Origin of the sequence: Bacillus rhizoplanae (assembly GCF_917563915.1) — a bacterium.
GTDB lineage: Bacteria > Bacillota > Bacilli > Bacillales > Bacillaceae_G > Bacillus_A > Bacillus_A rhizoplanae.
Genome location: NZ_CAKJTI010000015.1, coordinates 13,583 through 29,640 on the forward strand (window position 1 = coordinate 13,583; position 16,058 = coordinate 29,640).

Annotated in this window: 18 protein-coding genes; 10 read left to right on the forward strand and 8 right to left on the reverse strand. The window is 33.3% G+C overall.

The window, feature by feature from the left end; translation table 11 throughout:
• Nucleotides 1-41: 41 nt before the first annotated feature.
• Nucleotides 42-1,337 carry an Nramp family divalent metal transporter gene (locus LRP84_RS14205; protein WP_302850596.1) on the reverse strand — a complete coding sequence of 432 codons (1,296 nt, stop codon included), beginning with the start codon at nt 1,335-1,337 and terminating at the stop codon, nt 42-44.
• Nucleotides 1,338-1,740: 403 nt separating this feature from the next.
• On the opposite strand from LRP84_RS14205, the gene uptA reads away from it, so the two are divergent.
• Nucleotides 1,741-2,343: an undecaprenyl phosphate transporter UptA gene (uptA, locus tag LRP84_RS14210; protein WP_230575734.1), complete on the forward strand. Its 603-nt coding sequence runs from the start codon at nt 1,741-1,743 to the stop codon at nt 2,341-2,343.
• Between the two features lie 231 nt (nt 2,344-2,574).
• On the opposite strand, the gene LRP84_RS14215 is transcribed toward uptA, so the two are convergent.
• Nucleotides 2,575-2,940, reverse strand: coding sequence for a hypothetical protein (locus LRP84_RS14215; RefSeq protein WP_230575681.1), 366 nt, complete (start codon nt 2,938-2,940; stop codon nt 2,575-2,577).
• 325 nt (nt 2,941-3,265) lie between these two features.
• Here LRP84_RS14215 and LRP84_RS14220 point away from each other — a divergent pair, with 325 nt between their 5' ends.
• Entirely contained in the window at nt 3,266-3,589 is a 324-nt protein-coding gene (locus LRP84_RS14220) for a DUF2834 domain-containing protein (protein WP_230575682.1), read from the forward strand.
• Between the two features lie 549 nt (nt 3,590-4,138).
• Here the strand turns inward: LRP84_RS14220 and LRP84_RS14225 are convergent.
• On the reverse strand, nt 4,139-4,300 hold the full coding sequence (locus tag LRP84_RS14225) for a hypothetical protein (RefSeq protein WP_230575683.1): 162 nt from the start codon (nt 4,298-4,300) through the stop codon (nt 4,139-4,141).
• Between the two features lie 1,068 nt (nt 4,301-5,368).
• Between LRP84_RS14225 and phaZ the strand changes: the two genes are divergently transcribed.
• Entirely contained in the window at nt 5,369-6,229 is an 861-nt protein-coding gene (gene phaZ, locus LRP84_RS14230) for an intracellular short-chain-length polyhydroxyalkanoate depolymerase (protein WP_230575684.1), read from the forward strand.
• 238 nt (nt 6,230-6,467) lie between these two features.
• Here the strand turns inward: phaZ and LRP84_RS14235 are convergent, their stop codons facing one another.
• From LRP84_RS14235 to LRP84_RS14250, 4 genes are all read right to left on the reverse strand, one after another.
• Complete coding sequence (locus tag LRP84_RS14235; RefSeq protein ID WP_230575685.1) at nt 6,468-7,127, reverse strand: PspA/IM30 family protein; 660 nt, start codon at nt 7,125-7,127, stop codon at nt 6,468-6,470.
• A 3-nt stretch (nt 7,128-7,130) separates the two neighbouring features.
• Nucleotides 7,131-7,694, reverse strand: coding sequence for a hypothetical protein (locus LRP84_RS14240; RefSeq protein WP_230575686.1), 564 nt, complete (start codon nt 7,692-7,694; stop codon nt 7,131-7,133).
• A gap of 244 nt (nt 7,695-7,938) precedes the next feature.
• Entirely contained in the window at nt 7,939-9,306 is a 1,368-nt protein-coding gene (locus LRP84_RS14245; protein WP_230575687.1) for a sensor histidine kinase, read from the reverse strand.
• A gap of 31 nt (nt 9,307-9,337) precedes the next feature.
• Complete coding sequence (locus LRP84_RS14250; protein WP_230575688.1) at nt 9,338-10,021, reverse strand: response regulator transcription factor; 684 nt, start codon at nt 10,019-10,021, stop codon at nt 9,338-9,340.
• Between the two features lie 164 nt (nt 10,022-10,185).
• Here LRP84_RS14250 and LRP84_RS14255 point away from each other — a divergent pair, with 164 nt between their 5' ends.
• The 4 genes from LRP84_RS14255 (at nt 10,186) to LRP84_RS14270 (ending at nt 14,407) form a co-directional block, all read left to right on the forward strand.
• The gene (locus LRP84_RS14255) at nt 10,186-11,841 is read left to right on the forward strand and encodes a multicopper oxidase family protein (RefSeq protein ID WP_230575689.1); all 1,656 of its coding nucleotides are present in this window, start codon (nt 10,186-10,188) and stop codon (nt 11,839-11,841) included.
• 105 nt (nt 11,842-11,946) lie between these two features.
• Nucleotides 11,947-13,307 (forward strand): IS3 family transposase gene (locus LRP84_RS14260; protein ID WP_230575690.1). Its coding sequence is split into 2 segments (ribosomal slippage): nt 11,947-12,403 and nt 12,403-13,307, totalling 1,362 coding nucleotides; the frame shifts between segments, so codons are not numbered across the junction.
• A 377-nt stretch (nt 13,308-13,684) separates the two neighbouring features.
• Nucleotides 13,685-13,933: an SHOCT domain-containing protein gene (locus tag LRP84_RS14265; RefSeq protein ID WP_230575691.1), complete on the forward strand. Its 249-nt coding sequence runs from the start codon at nt 13,685-13,687 to the stop codon at nt 13,931-13,933.
• A 309-nt stretch (nt 13,934-14,242) separates the two neighbouring features.
• Nucleotides 14,243-14,407 (forward strand): DUF2933 domain-containing protein, encoded by a 165-nt coding sequence (locus LRP84_RS14270; protein ID WP_230575692.1) that lies wholly within the window; start codon nt 14,243-14,245, stop codon nt 14,405-14,407.
• 341 nt (nt 14,408-14,748) lie between these two features.
• Here the strand turns inward: LRP84_RS14270 and LRP84_RS14275 are convergent, their stop codons facing one another.
• The gene (locus tag LRP84_RS14275) at nt 14,749-15,057 is read right to left on the reverse strand and encodes a Tn3 family transposase (RefSeq protein ID WP_230575693.1); all 309 of its coding nucleotides are present in this window, start codon (nt 15,055-15,057) and stop codon (nt 14,749-14,751) included.
• Nucleotides 15,058-15,187: 130 nt separating this feature from the next.
• On the opposite strand from LRP84_RS14275, the gene LRP84_RS14280 reads away from it, so the two are divergent.
• The 3 genes from LRP84_RS14280 (at nt 15,188) to LRP84_RS14285 (ending at nt 15,986) form a co-directional block, all read left to right on the forward strand.
• Nucleotides 15,188-15,493 carry a metal-sensing transcriptional repressor gene (locus LRP84_RS14280; protein WP_230575694.1) on the forward strand — a complete coding sequence of 102 codons (306 nt, stop codon included), beginning with the start codon at nt 15,188-15,190 and terminating at the stop codon, nt 15,491-15,493.
• A 182-nt stretch (nt 15,494-15,675) separates the two neighbouring features.
• Nucleotides 15,676-15,801 (forward strand): metal-sensitive transcriptional regulator, encoded by a 126-nt coding sequence (locus tag LRP84_RS22460; RefSeq protein ID WP_302850597.1) that lies wholly within the window; start codon nt 15,676-15,678, stop codon nt 15,799-15,801.
• Nucleotides 15,798-15,986, forward strand: coding sequence for a metal-sensing transcriptional repressor (locus tag LRP84_RS14285; RefSeq protein ID WP_230575695.1), 189 nt, complete (start codon nt 15,798-15,800; stop codon nt 15,984-15,986). Before LRP84_RS22460 ends, LRP84_RS14285 begins: the two co-directional genes overlap by 4 nt.
• Nucleotides 15,987-16,058: the final 72 nt, after the last annotated feature.

Below are 16,058 nucleotides of genomic sequence, written 5' to 3' on the forward strand. Positions count from 1 at the left end.
ATCCAATGCATTCAGATTTGTATAAGACATTCTCTTTCTTATTAACCAATAAATGTTTGATACAACAAGAATATATTTAAGGCGATAATTAATACGGCAATCAACCATGCAATAGCTGTTGTAAGTCGGTGATTCACTAAACCACCCATAATGCTCTTTTTACTTGTGAAAACAATGAGCGGAACTAATGCAAATGCAATTCCAAATGATAAAACGACTTGACTCATTACGAGGGCGTGAGTTGGATTCACACCTAATGCAATAATAACAAGCGGCGGAATCATTGTAATAAATCGTCGCAAATATAAAGGAATATGCATACGGATGAATCCTTGCATAATAATATCCCCAGACATCGTACCCACGGAAGAACTAGATAAGCCGGCGGTTAGTAAACCAATCCCGAAAAGAGTTGCTGCTGCAGGTCCGACTAAGTGTTCAAATCCGTGAAAAGCGACATCTAAATCTTCGACATGTAGTCCGTTTTTAAAGAACAGAGCAGCTGCTACAATTAACATACTTGCATTAATTGCTCCGGCAATGATCATTGCAATTACAATATCGATAAATTCAAAGCGGAAAATCTTTTTTCGTTGTTCATCTGTCGTTCCTACTACGCGGCGCTGTGTTAAAGCAGAATGTAAATAAATCGCGTGTGGCATAACTGTTGCACCTAAAATTCCTGCTGCAAGTAAAATACTATTTACACCTTGAAATTTAGGAGTGAAAAGTCCTGATAGAAGAGGACTTAGTTCTGGCTTTGCATAAAATACTTGCACGCCAAAAGCAATAACGACAATAAAGACCATACCAGTAATGACCGCTTCTAACGGACGAAAACCTCTGCGTTGAAACTCTAGAATAATGAATGAGCCTACTGCTGTAATTAACGCTGCAGGCAACAGTGGAATGCCAAATAGTAAATATAACCCTAAGGCAGCACCGATAAATTCAGCGAGATCAGTCGCCATAATTACTAATTCACCTTGTATCCATAAACCGATAGAAACAGGTTTTGGAAAATGCTCCCGAGCAACTTCCGGAAGGTTTTTTCCGGTTGCAATTCCTAATTTAGCTGACAAGGATTGAATTAATACAGCCATTAAATTTGAAACAAGGATGACCCAAAGTAGTAAATAACCGTACTGAGATCCGGCTGCAATATTCGTAGCGAAATTACCTGGGTCAATATAAGCTACAGATGCAATAAAAGCGGGTCCCAAAAATGGTAATAGTCGTTTCAGTCCTTTTGTTTCACCGCTTAAAGCTAACTGTGCTGATTGCATTGTCCTATTATTTGGTGGAAGGTGTTCTCGTTCTTTTATATTTTCTGTCATGTTTGTTTCCCCTTTTGTTTGTTATCTTGATGCAATTTGTTTTTATGATAGTTATTTATTTTATTAAATCAAAATACACAAATTATATTTCTTTTATTTGAACATAAATTTTTCCTTTGTGCAAATTATATTGCATTAGGAAAAAATTGTGCTAGTTTATTCATGCATATAATGGATTTGTAAGTTAAGTATTTATGTAAAGATTGAGTAAATAGAGTGTTTTGAAATGGTTATGTATATTAACAATGACAACTTTGATAAGAAGAGTTAGATAGAAAATCAAGTGTATATTTTGAAAATGTAAAACATTTCCCATTTCTAATGTGATTTTAATCTTGTTTTCATCTTTTATTCAGTTTTCATTGTTAGAATGTCCAAAGGCAGTAATTTTTTGGAGGTTTTGATAATGCAAGCAGTAATTCATGCAATTTCTTTGTTTTTGGCTAAGCTCGGTTATGGTGGTGTCATGCTAGCGCTTATGATTGAGGTGATTCCGAGTGAAGTTGTTCTATCGTACGCAGGATTTCTTGTATCACAAGGACAGATGACATTTTGGGGGGCTGTTCTTGCGGGAACGATTGGAGGTACAATTGCTCAATTATTCCTATACTGGTTAGGATATTATGCTGGCCGCCCTTTTTTATTAAAATACGGAAAATATTTGTTAATTCGTCCTAAACATTTAGAAATGGCTGAACGATGGTTCCACAAATATGGACCAGGTGTAATTTTTTCTGCAAGATTTGTTCCAGTAGTAAGACATGCTATTTCTATTCCAGCGGGAATCGCAAAAATGTCTGCAACAAAGTTCACGATTTACACAGTGGTTGCAATTGTTCCGTGGAGTATGCTTTTTATTTACTTAGGTAATGTATTAGGAAGCCGATGGGAACAAGCTAATCAAGTGTCTGGTCCGTATGTGAAGTATATTATGATTGGCGCGCTTGTCATACTAGCCGTCTATATAATTAGAAAAATTACAAAGAAGAACGTGTCAAAAGCATAATCGTACTTTTATGATATAAAGGGGCTGTCCCGTAAGTTAGTTACACTGACTTATGGGACAGCCCTTTTTAATAGGTACACAAAAAAAATCGATCCCACTATAGTTGTAAGTAACCACACTATTGATTTAAAACACAGATGAACCATTTATAAAAAAGATAAACCGGAATTATCTAAAATTCAGTTCTCTTATTGAAACTAAAGCACCCGTTACTCTATTGAGTTAGATAAGTTATTTATTAGAAAGATTGTCAATCACTTGAATAGCTAGTTTCAACGCTTTTATTCTTCTTTCTAAAAGCGTTCTTTGGGGACTACCAGCCTTTGACTTAACATAAATGTTCTCAATTGATGGAAGCAAACCAATAAGAACATTGCGAGCTTCTGTTAAATCTTCCTGGGTGTAATGATGTGGTCTTTGGTTCCAAACGTTTTCTAGCATTGCTAAGCCGATGCAAACAGCTTTGAGTCGTTTCTTTACTAAGGTAGTATTTGCACCTTTCTGAGTCATCTGTGACAAGGCATTTTCGAGTTTACTGATTGTCGATTGTAAAGATTTTATTGATTCCAATTTATCTACATTTGATATGTTTTCCATGTTAGTACTGTCCCTTCTTCGTTTCTGAATTATTTTGCTTGATACTTGATAAAATCGTTAAGAACCTGATTTCACTCGCAATATTTTAACATAAATAACTAACTCTCTTTGAGAGGGATACTCAACAATCTGGCCCAATTGTTGAACACAAGTTAACTAACACTCTTCAACTAACCTGCCTGTTAGTCCAATAAGAATTAAACAACTTTATTATTTTTTAAGCGACTTTATTGTAAATTAAACAACTTTTTTGTCACTTAACACGATCTTAGAATTAGTTATGGTAATCTAATAGTAACTTTGTTAAAAAAGGGGAAATTATCCAGTGAAAAAATTATATTTAATTTTAGGGCTAATTGGTACTGTTTTTCCGTATTATTTTTTTATTCAGTTCCTCAGGGATAATGGACTTGATTTAGGTTTATTAATAGAATTATTATTTACTAACACGATATCGGCCTTTTTTGCAGTTGATTTTTTTATCTCATGTGTTGTTTTCTTGGTATTTATGTTCAATGAATCACGAAAGTATAACATTAAAGAAAAATGGATTTGTCTTTTATCTCTGTTTACAGTTGGATTATCTTTAGCTCTACCTTTATTTTTGTTTTTTAGACATTCTTATATTAATAGTAAAGATGAAGTATAAATTAGAAAATAAGCATGTTCCAGCTAAAATAAGTAAAATGCTTATTCAAGCATCGGGCGCGATTGTGAAACAACATAGGTAGAAAGGATCAAACTCTTTTATAAAAACCAAACTTAAATCTGCTAGAGAAGAATCCATTTTGATCAATCTTTTTTCAAAATGGATTCTTTTTATTTATCGTAAAACTTAGGATTGCGAGGTATTTTTGATCAAATTTTATTTCAAAGCTACAAATTGAGTAAGCAAAAAATCCCGCTTTCAAGCGAATCTTTGTGTCAATTGATGGTCTATTATGTTGTGATTTGTGTTGTCAAAAGTTGTGTGATTTCTAATTTTGTACTCCAAAAGAGAACCCGTTATGTAAAACATCGGCTTTTTATTTGACTAAAAATCAACAATGAAATTTAACAGAGCCGAAAACAAAAAGAGCCACTTTCTGTTAGAGAGTGACTTTGTATGAGTACGATTGCTACATGTTACAGGGCTAGTATGTAAGTAATTACTTAAATGCATATTGCCTTATTTACCGGAATAAGAACACCTGTTCTATTATTTTCTAATCAGTCTCGTTAAAGCCATCCCAAGAAATCCAACACCCATTCCTATCAGCCATCCAATTTGGGAACTTCCTAACAAAGATCCCACTCCTCCACCAAGAAACATGCAGCCAACGAATACTAATACTCCAACGCCCCATTTCTGCCGATCCATAATTCAATCACACCCTTTCAATAAAACATATGCTATTAGCTAACTAACCTTTCCTGAATATGATATGTTAATTATTTTGCTAGAGGTGGTATAGTTGTTTGGCTTAGGATTAGCAATGGTCAGGGAATTCAAAAGATGGAGATTGACGGCTTTGAAGGGATTGTAGGAGGTGAATTTAACTTTTAAGTATCATAACTTAAGAGTTGTGGAACAAATTCTTCTTCAACTAACCAGCTAATAGAAGCTTGGTGATTTTCCACAATCGGGCGCCATTCTTAAATAAGAAGACGTCTTTCTTTATCGGGCTATATTGTCGGGAATTATGGATTGCTAAAATCACAGAATTTTGAAATGATTGTTCCTATCTGTAGTTATAGGTTAAGAAGAGGGGTAATTTACCAAGTGAAAGTTGAACTAATTTTTATTATTTTATTTAGGACTCGAACTTTACAATGGGAAATGAGGATGTAAAAATGGTGATGGTTTTATTCTCAATTTTATTAATGTTTTTAGGTTTATTTTGTTTGTGGATGTCTATTTTCGGTAAAAAAAAGATGTTAGTAAGAAGGATATTCTTATTCTTTTTAGGAATAGGTATTGAAATTGTAGCTATTTATTTGTTAGATTTCTATTTGTTTTTTCAGCTTTAGGAATATATTAACTTTTTTACTATTCCATAATTGGGCGCGATTGTGGAACAACATAGGTAGAAAGGATCAAACTTTTTTGTAAAAACCAAACTTAAATCTGCTAGAGAAGAATCCATTTTGATCAATCTTTTTTCAAAATGGATTCTTTTTATTTATCGTAAAACTTGGGATTGCGAGGTATTTTTGATCAAACTTTATTTCAAAGCTACAGCACCCTCTCGATCCAATACGCATGCATAATTATTACTCTTTCATTCAATTTTATGTTAGATACTCCCCTTTTGTAGTACTTACACGTGTAGTATGTAGTCTTTATATTTTCCTCCTTATTATTCTTAATAGACTACAGAAACTATCAAAGCAGGTTAGTTGTAGAAAAAGTAGAATATATTAAAGGGAAAATAGGGGAGTGAAGAATATGGAGATTACATTGAGTAATGGAGAGACACTTTTTTATAGAAAAAGGGATGGCGGAGAAAATATTCTTCTTTTACTTCATGGAAATTTAGCATCTTCAGATCAGTGGGATTTACTAATGGAGCACTTACCTCTTAATTATACAATATATGCACTTGATTTACGTGGTTACGGAAAATCTACTTATAATAAACCTATAAAAACTTTTAATGATTTTGCCATGGATATAAAGTTGTTCTGTGACGAATTAAATTTAAAAACTTTTCATTTAATAGGTTGGTCAAATGGCGGTGGAGTGGCAATGCAATTTGCAGCTAATTTCCCTTCCAAAGTAAAAAAACTAATTTTACTGGCTTCTATGTCAACACGTGGGTATCCGGCTTATAATTCTAATGGTGAAAGACTTCATTCTAGAGCAGAAATTGCTTCTGATCCTATTATTAATAGAATGTTAAATGCACAAATTAATGGGGAAAAAGAATTCTTTAAAGGAGCTATGAATCAACTAGTATATCCTGTTAATAAACCAGAAAAAGCAAGATTTGAGAAATATTTAGAGGGGGCACTACGTCAGCAAAATATAATTGATGTAGCTGATGCAGCCAATAGATTTAATATTAGTTCGGTTTCAAATGGGATTATTGAAGGTACGGGAGAATTAAATCATATTATTGCCCCAGTACTTGTATTATGGGGAAAAAATGATCTAATGACATCAGAATCGATGACATTAGAAATTATTAATGACATGAAGGAACATGACATTGATTTGACTTATAAAGTCCTAAATGCTGGCCATTCTCCTTTAGTAGATGACATACAAAGGGTAGTGTTAAATATAGATGACTTTTTACTAAATTAATACACTTTTTAGAAAACGGCAGTATTCCTATGTGAATGAAATGAGCTTTCTAAATGAAGCTAACAAAGATCTGTGAACAAATTTGAGAAAAGGAGGTTTTTGTGGAATAAGGATCAGAAACGATTTTTTATGAGTAACAATTCAGCTACTTTCATTTGTTTGCGAAAAATTTTACATATAAAAAAGCCCATTTCATAAGGGCTTTTTTATATTACATAATAGTTAATAGGAAAAGAAACTATTTATTTTCTTTTAATTTTGCTAATGCTTGTTGTACTTCTTCTTGTAGATTTTGGTCTAAAATTTGTGCTTGATTAGGAGCGTTTAACTGATAAAAATAGTTACTAGCAGCTGCTTCTGCTTCTAGTTTTTGCACGTAAGTTTCGACACGTGCAAAGCCTTTCACTGCATTTTCTGTATGGAAAGAAGCAAGTGCTGAGTTACTATTTTTTATGGCTTGCGCCGCATTTAATCGGGAAACAAGAACAAGTTCTTTATATTGTAATTCTTGATATTTCTCTTGCAGTTTGTCAATTTGCTCATATAATGCAGCGGTTTGTTGCTTTGTTATTTCGTACTGTTCACGATATAATGCAGCTTTCTTTTCATTTGTGATTTTATCTTGTAAAGCTAGCTGAGCCATGTTATCTTCCTCGCGAGATACCGCAAGTTCAGCTTGACGAGTTCTTTTTGCGATAAGAGCATCAGCTTCCAAAATTAATGCTTCATATTTCTTTTCTAAATATAATTGGTGAGCCAGTGCTTTTTGTGCTTTTGTAATTTGTTCTTCTGTCTCTCTCAAGTATTGCTTCAGCATGCTAATAGGGCTTTCTAGCTTATCCAACGTTTGGTGTACATCTGCCATTACAATATTTTTAATGCGTTTTAGGATACCCATTGTTTAGTTCTCCTCCTTACGAATATTACGTTCCCATTGATCTAAAATGTCTATTTGTTTTTGCATTGTTGAAAAATTATATGTGTGAATATCTATATGCTCATTTGCTATCGTTCTTTTCTGTTTGAATTTTCTATACGCCCAAGTAATAGCTGCGGCAAGTGCAAGTATTGGAATGAGCGGGAATAAACCGATAACAAGGAGTAGCACTCCTGTCCACTTTTTAGCCATATTTCCTTCAGATTTGCAAAGAATTAACCAACCGAAAAGAACAAAGCCAAGTTCTAATAGGAATGGTGCAAAGAATACATCATCAAACTCTTTTTCATGATGCTTTTCATGATGAGCATGTCTTTCAGAGTCAGCAAAGCGCCCTTTCTCCGTAAAGAAAGCTTGTCCTTCTTTATGGGAGGCAACGGCATATTCAGCTTTTCTATGCTTCTCATGATCCCATTTTTCTGACTTCACACTATGTAGTCCGAAGAATAGTAAAGTAAGAAACAGGGGAAGGATTAAAATCCATTTTAGCCAGCGCAGCTTTTTGCATTTGTTCTTTTTCTTTTTCATGTGTTCACCTCCATCTATGATTCATTATGTTTCAAGAAAAAATGAATCTAGAATTACTTTTGATAGAGTCAAAATCTGAATGTTTTATCACCTCGCTATATCTTTAGTAAGTCCTAGTGTAAATCCTAGATGTGAGAATGGAATGAAAGGGGAATGATGAAAATATGAGAAATATATAAGAAAATTCTCATTATAATTAAAAACTCGCCAAATAGTTGACGAGTTAATTTTTAAGCAACATATTTCATTTTTTTAAATAGATAGTAAAAATAGTCCCATGACCTAATTCACTCTCTACAGAAATATTGCCTCCATGTAATTCAATAATTTCTTTTACAATTGCAAGACCTAAACCGCTTCCGCCTGTTGCGCGAGTTCGGGATTTATCGACTCTATAAAACCGCTCGAAAATATGAGATAGATCTTGTTCAGGGATACCTTCTCCTTCATCTTTTACTCTAATCTTAACGATTTCCTTGTTCTCTGTAACTGTAACAAATACTTTAGAATTTATGTCAGAGTGAGAATATGCATTGTTTAACAGATTGAGAATAACTTGTTCAAAACGTTGTTCGTCGAGTAGAAGAACAACGTCTTCTGGACACGAGGAAATAATACGAATATTTTTATCGGTATAAGCTGGTTGGATTTTTGTTAATATGTTTTTTAATAAATCATATAGATTAGTCTGCTTTGTATTAATAACAAAATTGTGTTTTTCCATTTTAGCTAATTCAAATAAATCTTGAACAAGCCGTGTTACATGATCAGCTTCTTCTTTAATAATAGATAAATAATGATTTTGATCTTGTGCAGCAATCTGATTTTTAATAAGAATATCAGCGTATCCTCTAACATATGTTAATGGTGTTCGAAGTTCGTGCGCAACGCTAGCTAGAAATTCTCCTCGTTCCTTTTTTAAATAATTTAAATCATCTGCAAGTTTTTGGATAGACTGCGCTAGTTCTCCTACTTCATCATTTCTATTAATATTTAAAGATACGGATAAATCCCCTTTACTCATTTTTTCTGTTGCTTTTTTCATTTTAATTAAAGGATTAGTAAGAAGTTTTGATAATAAGAACATGGTAATAACAGTAAGGATAAAGGTAATGGCACCAATAACTATAAATTGGTATGTTAAACGCTGAATCATTTGTTTAATAGAGTCAGTACCTAAAAACATGTATACATATCCTTTCGTATCACTACCAACTTGAATGGGACTAATTGTACAAATATAATTAGATGTTTTCCAATGATCTTCCACAACTGTGCCATTTTTATTAACAGGAGGCATTTTTGTATGTAAATGTTTTTCCATAGAATGATCTACATTACTTGATTTTGCAAGAATTTCTCCATTTTTCGAAGTAATGACAACCTTAGTTTCTGCTTCCGATTCCATGAGAGCCACGTGAGATATAGTTTGATCATCGAAGTATTTCTCCAGTACATCACGATGATTATTTCCTCTAGTAAGGAGAGATTTTACTTCTTCCTGAACTCTCGTATTGACCAAGCTGTAATACAGTAGAAGAAACAATATACTTTCAATTAGAAAAGTACAAATAAAAAAATAAAATCCAAATTTTACTGAGATACGTTTCATAAACCTTCACGATCCTTGTTGTTTAGTAATATCATATATCTTTCTCTTCACTTGCCCAGCGATATCCGATTCCATATATAGTCTTAAGGTGATCATGAATTGGAAATAAAGATTTTCGTAATTTTTCGCGCAAGTTACGAATATGCGAATCTACAGTTCGATCCTCTGTTTCTGATGTATGTCCCCAAATACGTTCAATAAGTTGCTCACGACTAAATACGTAATTTACATTATTTAAAAATAAACCGAGTAGCGAAAATTCAATTGGGGTTAATAACAGTTCATTTCCATGCACAGAAGCAGTATGTTTTGCTTCATCCCACACCAATCCTTTATATTCTACTTTATGATGCTGCTTTGTTCTGCGTAGCACGGCCTCTATGCGAGCTAATAATTCTTCTTCATGAAACGGTTTCGTGATATAATCGTCAGCTCCTCTTTTTAATCCTTGTACAACGTCTTGTGTATCATCACGAGCTGTTAACATGATGATAGGTACGCTATTGAACTCACGAATTCTCACGCAAGTTTCCCAACCATCCATTTCGGGCATCATAATGTCTAGTAAAATTAATCGAAATTCTTTTTCTTCTAATAAAGAAATCGCTTCTTTGCCAGAAGTTGCTTTTGTACAGTGATACCCCTTAGGGGCTAAATATAATGAAAGTAAATCTAACATACGCGGTTCATCATCTACTAATAGAATGTTAATCATATAGGCCCTCCTTAATTAAATGATACCTAAATATAAGATATTTTACTAAAAGATATTGAAGAAATTGTGCAGGGCGCTATGTGTTTTCTCGTTTTTGTCTCTCCATAATTTCTTGATAATTGTTCTATATAATAATTACGAACAAATTGGGGGAGGGATTTTTTATGAAGAGAACGGTATTAACGGGGATTTCAATCGTAGCAATTTCTTTAATTGCTGCATGTTCTGCAACTACAAATACAGCAAGTGATCATAAAAATATGAACGATAAAAAGACCACACAGGCTGAAACAGCAACAAAACCGTTACAAGTGATAAAAGGACCTGAAGTCACATTAGTGGCCAAAGAAGAGAAACAAAAATTAAGTAATGGTGTTGTTGTTCCAGTATGGACATTTAATGGCTCGTCCCCTGGACCAGAGATTCGTGTGAAGAAAGGTGACAAAGTTAAGGTTACATTAAAAAATGAACTATCTGTACCAGTATCTATTCATTGGCATGGATATCCTGTTCCAAACAATATGGATGGAATTCCAGGAGTAACACAAGATGCAATTGAACCGGGGAAAAGTTTTACGTATGAATTTGAAGCAAACGTACCAGGAACGTATTGGTATCATTCACATCAAGATTCTGTTAATCAGCTAGATCGAGGGCTGTATGGTTCTCTTGTTGTAGAAGATACAGATGAAAAGTATGATAAAGATTACACATTAATGTTAGATGAATGGGTAACTGATAAAAAAGAAATTGATAAACAAATTAAGGAAATGACAAAAGGGAAAACAGAAAAAGTAGATGGTGATAAGTCTAGTATGGATCATGGAAATATGGAAAAGCATGATGATATGAACGGTATGGATCATTCTGGTATGGACATGGGAGGCGATAAAAAAGACTCCGGTAATATGAAAGGCATGGATCATGGAAATATGAATATGGAAGGTCATAATATGAGTATGTATGATCTATTCACAATCAATGGGAAAAGCGGGGATTTAATAGAGCCGTTGAAAGTAAAAAAAGGAGATAAAGTTCGACTTCGATTTATCAATGCTGGTTACTTATCACACAATATCCATGTTCATGGTCATGATATAAAAGTAATTGCAACAGATGGCCAGCCAATAAATGATCCAAAGGTTGTAAAAGACGAAGTGATTTCAATCGCACCGGGTGAACGTTATGATGTCGAGTTTACAGCGAATAATCCTGGGAAATGGTATGTTGAGGACCATGGAGAAGGAAAAGGTGTAAAAGGAATGAAAGCTGTTATTGAGTATGATGGCAGCAAAGATATGAAAGATAAAGCGAATGAAAAAGAAAAACTTCCAACATTAGATATGACGAAATATGGTTCTAAGAAATTAGGAAGCTTCACATTAGATCAGCAATATAATGCCACATATACAATGGATTTGAATACAGAAATGAATGGCAATGGAATGGTATATACAATTAACGGAAAAACATTTCCTAATATTGATCCAATTCAAGTGAAAAAAGGCGATTTAGTAAAAGTAAAATTAGTAAATCGTTCTAAAATGGATGATCATCCGATGCATTTGCACGGGCATTTCTTCCAAGTATTAAGTAAAAATGGAAAACCAATAGAAGGTTCTCCGATTGTAAAGGATACATTAAACTTGAAACCAGGAGAAGAATATGAGGTAGCATTTGTAGCAAATAATCCAGGCGAATGGATGTTCCATTGTCATGATTTGCATCATGCATCTGCCGGGATGGTCACAGAAGTGAAATATGAAGATTATAAATCTGATTATGTTCCAAACCCTAATATTCCTAATATGCCAGAGTGATGCTGAGTTCATATAACTTGTTATAAAATAACGTAAAGCAGTTATCTTAGTGAACTGCACCCCAATTGTTAGACACAGTCTAACAATTGGAGGTGCAGTTTTTTTATGACTAAATTTACTTCAGAACAGAAAATAAATGCTGTAGTCCGTTATCAAAGTGGAACTGAAAGTATACAAGATATTGCGGAATCATTCGGGGCAAATTATGAAGTCGTTCGAATGTGGGTTAAGCAATTTGAATATCATGGCATAGATGCATTTAGAAAAAGCTATACATCTTATTCCATGCAGGATAAACTGGACGTACTCAATTATATGAATGAAAATGGGACGTCTCCAAATGAAGCAGCCGTTATTTTTAATATTTCTTCACCTGGAATTATTAGAAAATGGCGTATTCAACTACGTACACAAGGAATAGACGCCCTTGAATCAAAGAAAAAGGGGCGTCCATCCATGACTAAAAAAAATCAAAAATCAACCCAAAATCAAACACCAGCTGAAGGATCAGTTGAGGCATTACAAGCTGAGATAGAGCGTTTACGTATGAAGAATGCTTATTTAAAAAAGTTGAATGCCTTAGTTCAAAACAAGGAAAAATTACCAAACAAGATAAATCGCAAGTAATCTATGAACTAAGGAACGAATTCCCGGTGAAAGCACTTCTGAAATTAGCAGAAATCCCACGTAGCACATACTACTACTGGGTAAAAAACTTCGATCGCCCGGATAAAGATGAGGAATTAAAAATCTTAATTCAAACGATTTATGACGAGCACGAAGGTCACTATGGATACCGTCGTATTCGCGATGAATTAACGAATCAAGGACACAAAGTCAATCATAAAAAAGTTCAGCGAATCATGAAAGAATTAGGTTTAAAAAGTCTAGTTCGTATGAAGAAATACCGTTCTTATAAAGGGAAAATAGGTAAAGTTGCGCCAAATATTTTAGAACGCAACTTTACAGCTGAAAAGCCGAACGAGAAATGGGTCACGGACATAACAGAATTTAAATTATTTGGTGAGAAGCTGTATGTATCCCCGATGTTAGATTTATTTAACGGAGAGATTATTGCCTATACAATCGGTTCAAGACCAACCTATTCGCTTGTATCGAAGATGCTGGAGAAGTCCTTTGAAAGATTAACAGAAGAAGATGAACTCCTTCTTCATTCTGATCAAGGGTGGCATTATCAGATGCAGAAGTATCGTCATGCCCTAAAAGAACGTAGGATCACTCAAAGTATGTCTCGTAAAGGTAACTGTTACGATAATGCAGTCATTGAAAATTTCTTTGGTATCATGAAATCTGAATTTCTTTACCTAAACGATTTTGAGAACATAGAACACTTTAAACAAGAACTTAAAAAATATATCGATTATTACAACCACAAGCGAATTAAGGCAAAATTAAAAGGCATGAGCCCGGTACAATACCGAGCTCATGCCCTAAAAGCTGCCTAATGAAATAACCAGTCTAACTTTTTGGGGTCACTTCATAGAGATAGCTGCTTTATTAATTTGCTGTATGAAAAAATATTTTTATTTCTTACTTGTGTACTGTCTTAATTTTAGAAAATATTTTTCTTCAGCTATCGTATGGAAATGAGCCTTTTTCTTACGTCTAATAGCTGAGAACATATTCGATCTATGTAAAAGGTAGCAACAAAATCAAAGTGATCGAAGTGACTTTGGTTTTGTCGCTACCTTTTCTGAACTAGTTATATAGTTACCATAGAACCTTGTGAAATTTGAAGAAATACAAAATAAATACAAAAGAAATGCAAAAAAAATGCAAAATTTTATATTATTCTTATGTAAAGAAAGGGAGGTTGGTTACTATGATGAATGGGAACATGATGGATGGAAGTTTCAACTGTTTTTCTGGAGGTGGATGGATGATGATGGGCGGTATGGCTCTATTCTGGATTCTGATTTTAGTTCTTCTGTTTGTAGGAATCAATAGCCTTATCAAGAGTTGGCATCAAAAGAGTGTCGGATATAGCGCAGTAGAAGTTTTAGACAAAAGATTGGCAAAAGGCGAAATTAGCATTGAAGAATATGATCGTATTAAACAAAAGTTAAAGTAAGTATAGTGGCAAAACCCTAACGAAAGAATCGTTGGGGTTTTGTCTATCAACGTTATTATTTAGATGAAAAATTAAGTTTTCTTAGATGTACGTTTCTTTAATTTGCATAAAGGAAAACAAACTTCGTATATTAGGGGCTTTTTGATTATCTCCTTTTCACCTGTTCCTTATTTTACAAATTGAATTTTTTGTGACTCTACCTAATCTGCATAAGATCTTGAAATTTATTTCTTATACTTAAATCACAGGAAGAGATTCCTGTAAAAAAACAAACATGGCATACACACTATTCCTTAGGAGGGTATTATAATGCAATGGTTAAACGTTCTATTGCTTTTATTATGTCCACTTATGATGTTCTTTTGTATGAAAGGAATGCACGGAGGGCATAAAGGTCAACAGAGAGGTTGTTGCAGCTCAAAACACAAAAAACACTCTAAAGACAATTTCGCTTCTCTTCAAGAAAAAAATTGAGGAATTGTCAAAAGGAAACAATAAAACGATAAATGGGTATCGCCCCATACCTATCAAGCTAAACTTATGTAAAGTCAATTTTAGGTAAAGCAGGTTTCTATTTTTTTAAGACTAATCAATGTTCAATTAATCTTTGATTTTTATCTTTCTGAACGTGTATTTATTCTTTAAAAATGCTGTCACGATAAGGTTTTGTAGTCCTTAGCGGACAATTTTCTCAGGATGATGTTGTGACCCCTAGTACAAAATAAGTAAACCTTATTTAACTACATTTTAAATATTAGAGCTTAATAAATAAACCGTAGGAATTATTGATTCCTACGGTTTTTATTAGGTGTTATTTAAGCAAATACAGCATTTTTTGAAGAAAGTGGTAATCCAAATGGTAGTTCAGATGGTTTTCGGTTGGAATCAATATGATATTTTCCAAAATGATTTACATGTGCTGTAATGTAGGGACTTAAATAACAAATTAATTCTTTATTAAATCCATCTTTTTGTTTTTCATATTCATAAAGGATTTTAGAAATTGAGAAAACGTTATAAAAAATGAGACAGTTTGTGACTAAGTGATTATATTTAATACTTTTCTTTTGTTTCTCACGATCATTCTCAGAAATAATTCCTTCTCCACCAAAAAAAAGAGGCAAATTAAATCATAAAGTGATTTTACTCAGCATATAGAGAATACCCTTGGGTATACATGTGATGCTATAATCGATATACCTAGGTTAGGTGTTGTTAAATCTGGGTAAGAATAGGTAATAAGAAGGTGATAAAATGAATCATGATGAAAATGAAGAAAGGTCTATGCATAGATCACAAAAAGAACAAGAACAAATAATTAATAGACTTAAACGAATTGAAGGACAAGTTCGAGGAATTCAAAAAATGGTTGAAAATGACCGTTACTGTGTGGATATTTTAGTACAGATTTCAGCAATTAATGCTGCTATGAAAAAGGTCGGTATGAGTTTACTAAAAAATCATACCAGTCACTGTGTATCCAATGCGATAAAAAATGGGAATGGTGAGGAATCAATCGAAGAGTTAATGGCAGTGTTTGAACGTTTCTCAAAATCATAATGTAGTATAGCAAGCCGGTTTATTAACTGGTTTGTTTTTTTATGTTGAAATACCTAATGGGGGTATAGTAAATTCGTGTTAGAAAGACATTAGTTTCTAGTTAGTACAATATGTCAATTTATGTTTATGAGTATCAATAAAAAAGAGCAAAATAAAAAATCAAGTAAATAGGAGAGGTGTTTATGAACGCTAAGGAAACATGTTGTAATACAAGAAATATGGATGGAAATTATCCAGAAGAAATTCAAAACAATTTAATTAATAGAATAAATAGGATTGAAGGGCAAGTGAAAGGCATAAAAATATGATTATGAAAAAAACTTATTGTGATGATATTTTACACCAAATATCTGCAGCACAAGCTGCATTAAGTTCAGTTTCACGTTTGTTATTAGAAAGTCATATAAATACATGTGTGATTGAAAGATTGAAGCGAGATGATCCAGAAATAATAAATGAGCTTTTAAAAACAATTTCTAAAATAACAAAATAAATTATTAAATGCCTATTGATTACCATAGGGGGGTATAGTAATATTGGTTTATAATCAAAATCTTAACTACTC

Bases quoted from the DNA above. Each gene is read 5' to 3' on its own strand.
- LRP84_RS14250 (WP_230575688.1), bottom strand. From the start codon at position 10,021: ATGATTAACATTCTATTAGTAGATGATGAACCGCGTATGTTAGATTTA.
- LRP84_RS14285 (WP_230575695.1), top strand. From the start codon at position 15,798: ATGATTATGAAAAAAACTTATTGTGATGATATTTTACACCAAATATCT.
- LRP84_RS14205 (WP_302850596.1), bottom strand. From the start codon at position 1,337: ATGACAGAAAATATAAAAGAACGAGAACACCTTCCACCAAATAATAGG.
- LRP84_RS22460 (WP_302850597.1), top strand. From the start codon at position 15,676: ATGAACGCTAAGGAAACATGTTGTAATACAAGAAATATGGATGGAAAT.
- LRP84_RS14270 (WP_230575692.1), top strand. From the start codon at position 14,243: ATGCAATGGTTAAACGTTCTATTGCTTTTATTATGTCCACTTATGATG.
- LRP84_RS14280 (WP_230575694.1), top strand. From the start codon at position 15,188: ATGAATCATGATGAAAATGAAGAAAGGTCTATGCATAGATCACAAAAA.
- LRP84_RS14225 (WP_230575683.1), bottom strand. From the start codon at position 4,300: ATGGATCGGCAGAAATGGGGCGTTGGAGTATTAGTATTCGTTGGCTGC.
- LRP84_RS14235 (WP_230575685.1), bottom strand. From the start codon at position 7,127: ATGGGTATCCTAAAACGCATTAAAAATATTGTAATGGCAGATGTACAC.
- LRP84_RS14265 (WP_230575691.1), top strand. From the start codon at position 13,685: ATGATGAATGGGAACATGATGGATGGAAGTTTCAACTGTTTTTCTGGA.
- LRP84_RS14215 (WP_230575681.1), bottom strand. From the start codon at position 2,940: ATGGAAAACATATCAAATGTAGATAAATTGGAATCAATAAAATCTTTA.
- LRP84_RS14245 (WP_230575687.1), bottom strand. From the start codon at position 9,306: ATGAAACGTATCTCAGTAAAATTTGGATTTTATTTTTTTATTTGTACT.
- LRP84_RS14240 (WP_230575686.1), bottom strand. From the start codon at position 7,694: ATGAAAAAGAAAAAGAACAAATGCAAAAAGCTGCGCTGGCTAAAATGG.
- LRP84_RS14255 (WP_230575689.1), top strand. From the start codon at position 10,186: ATGAAGAGAACGGTATTAACGGGGATTTCAATCGTAGCAATTTCTTTA.
- phaZ (WP_230575684.1), top strand. From the start codon at position 5,369: ATGGAGATTACATTGAGTAATGGAGAGACACTTTTTTATAGAAAAAGG.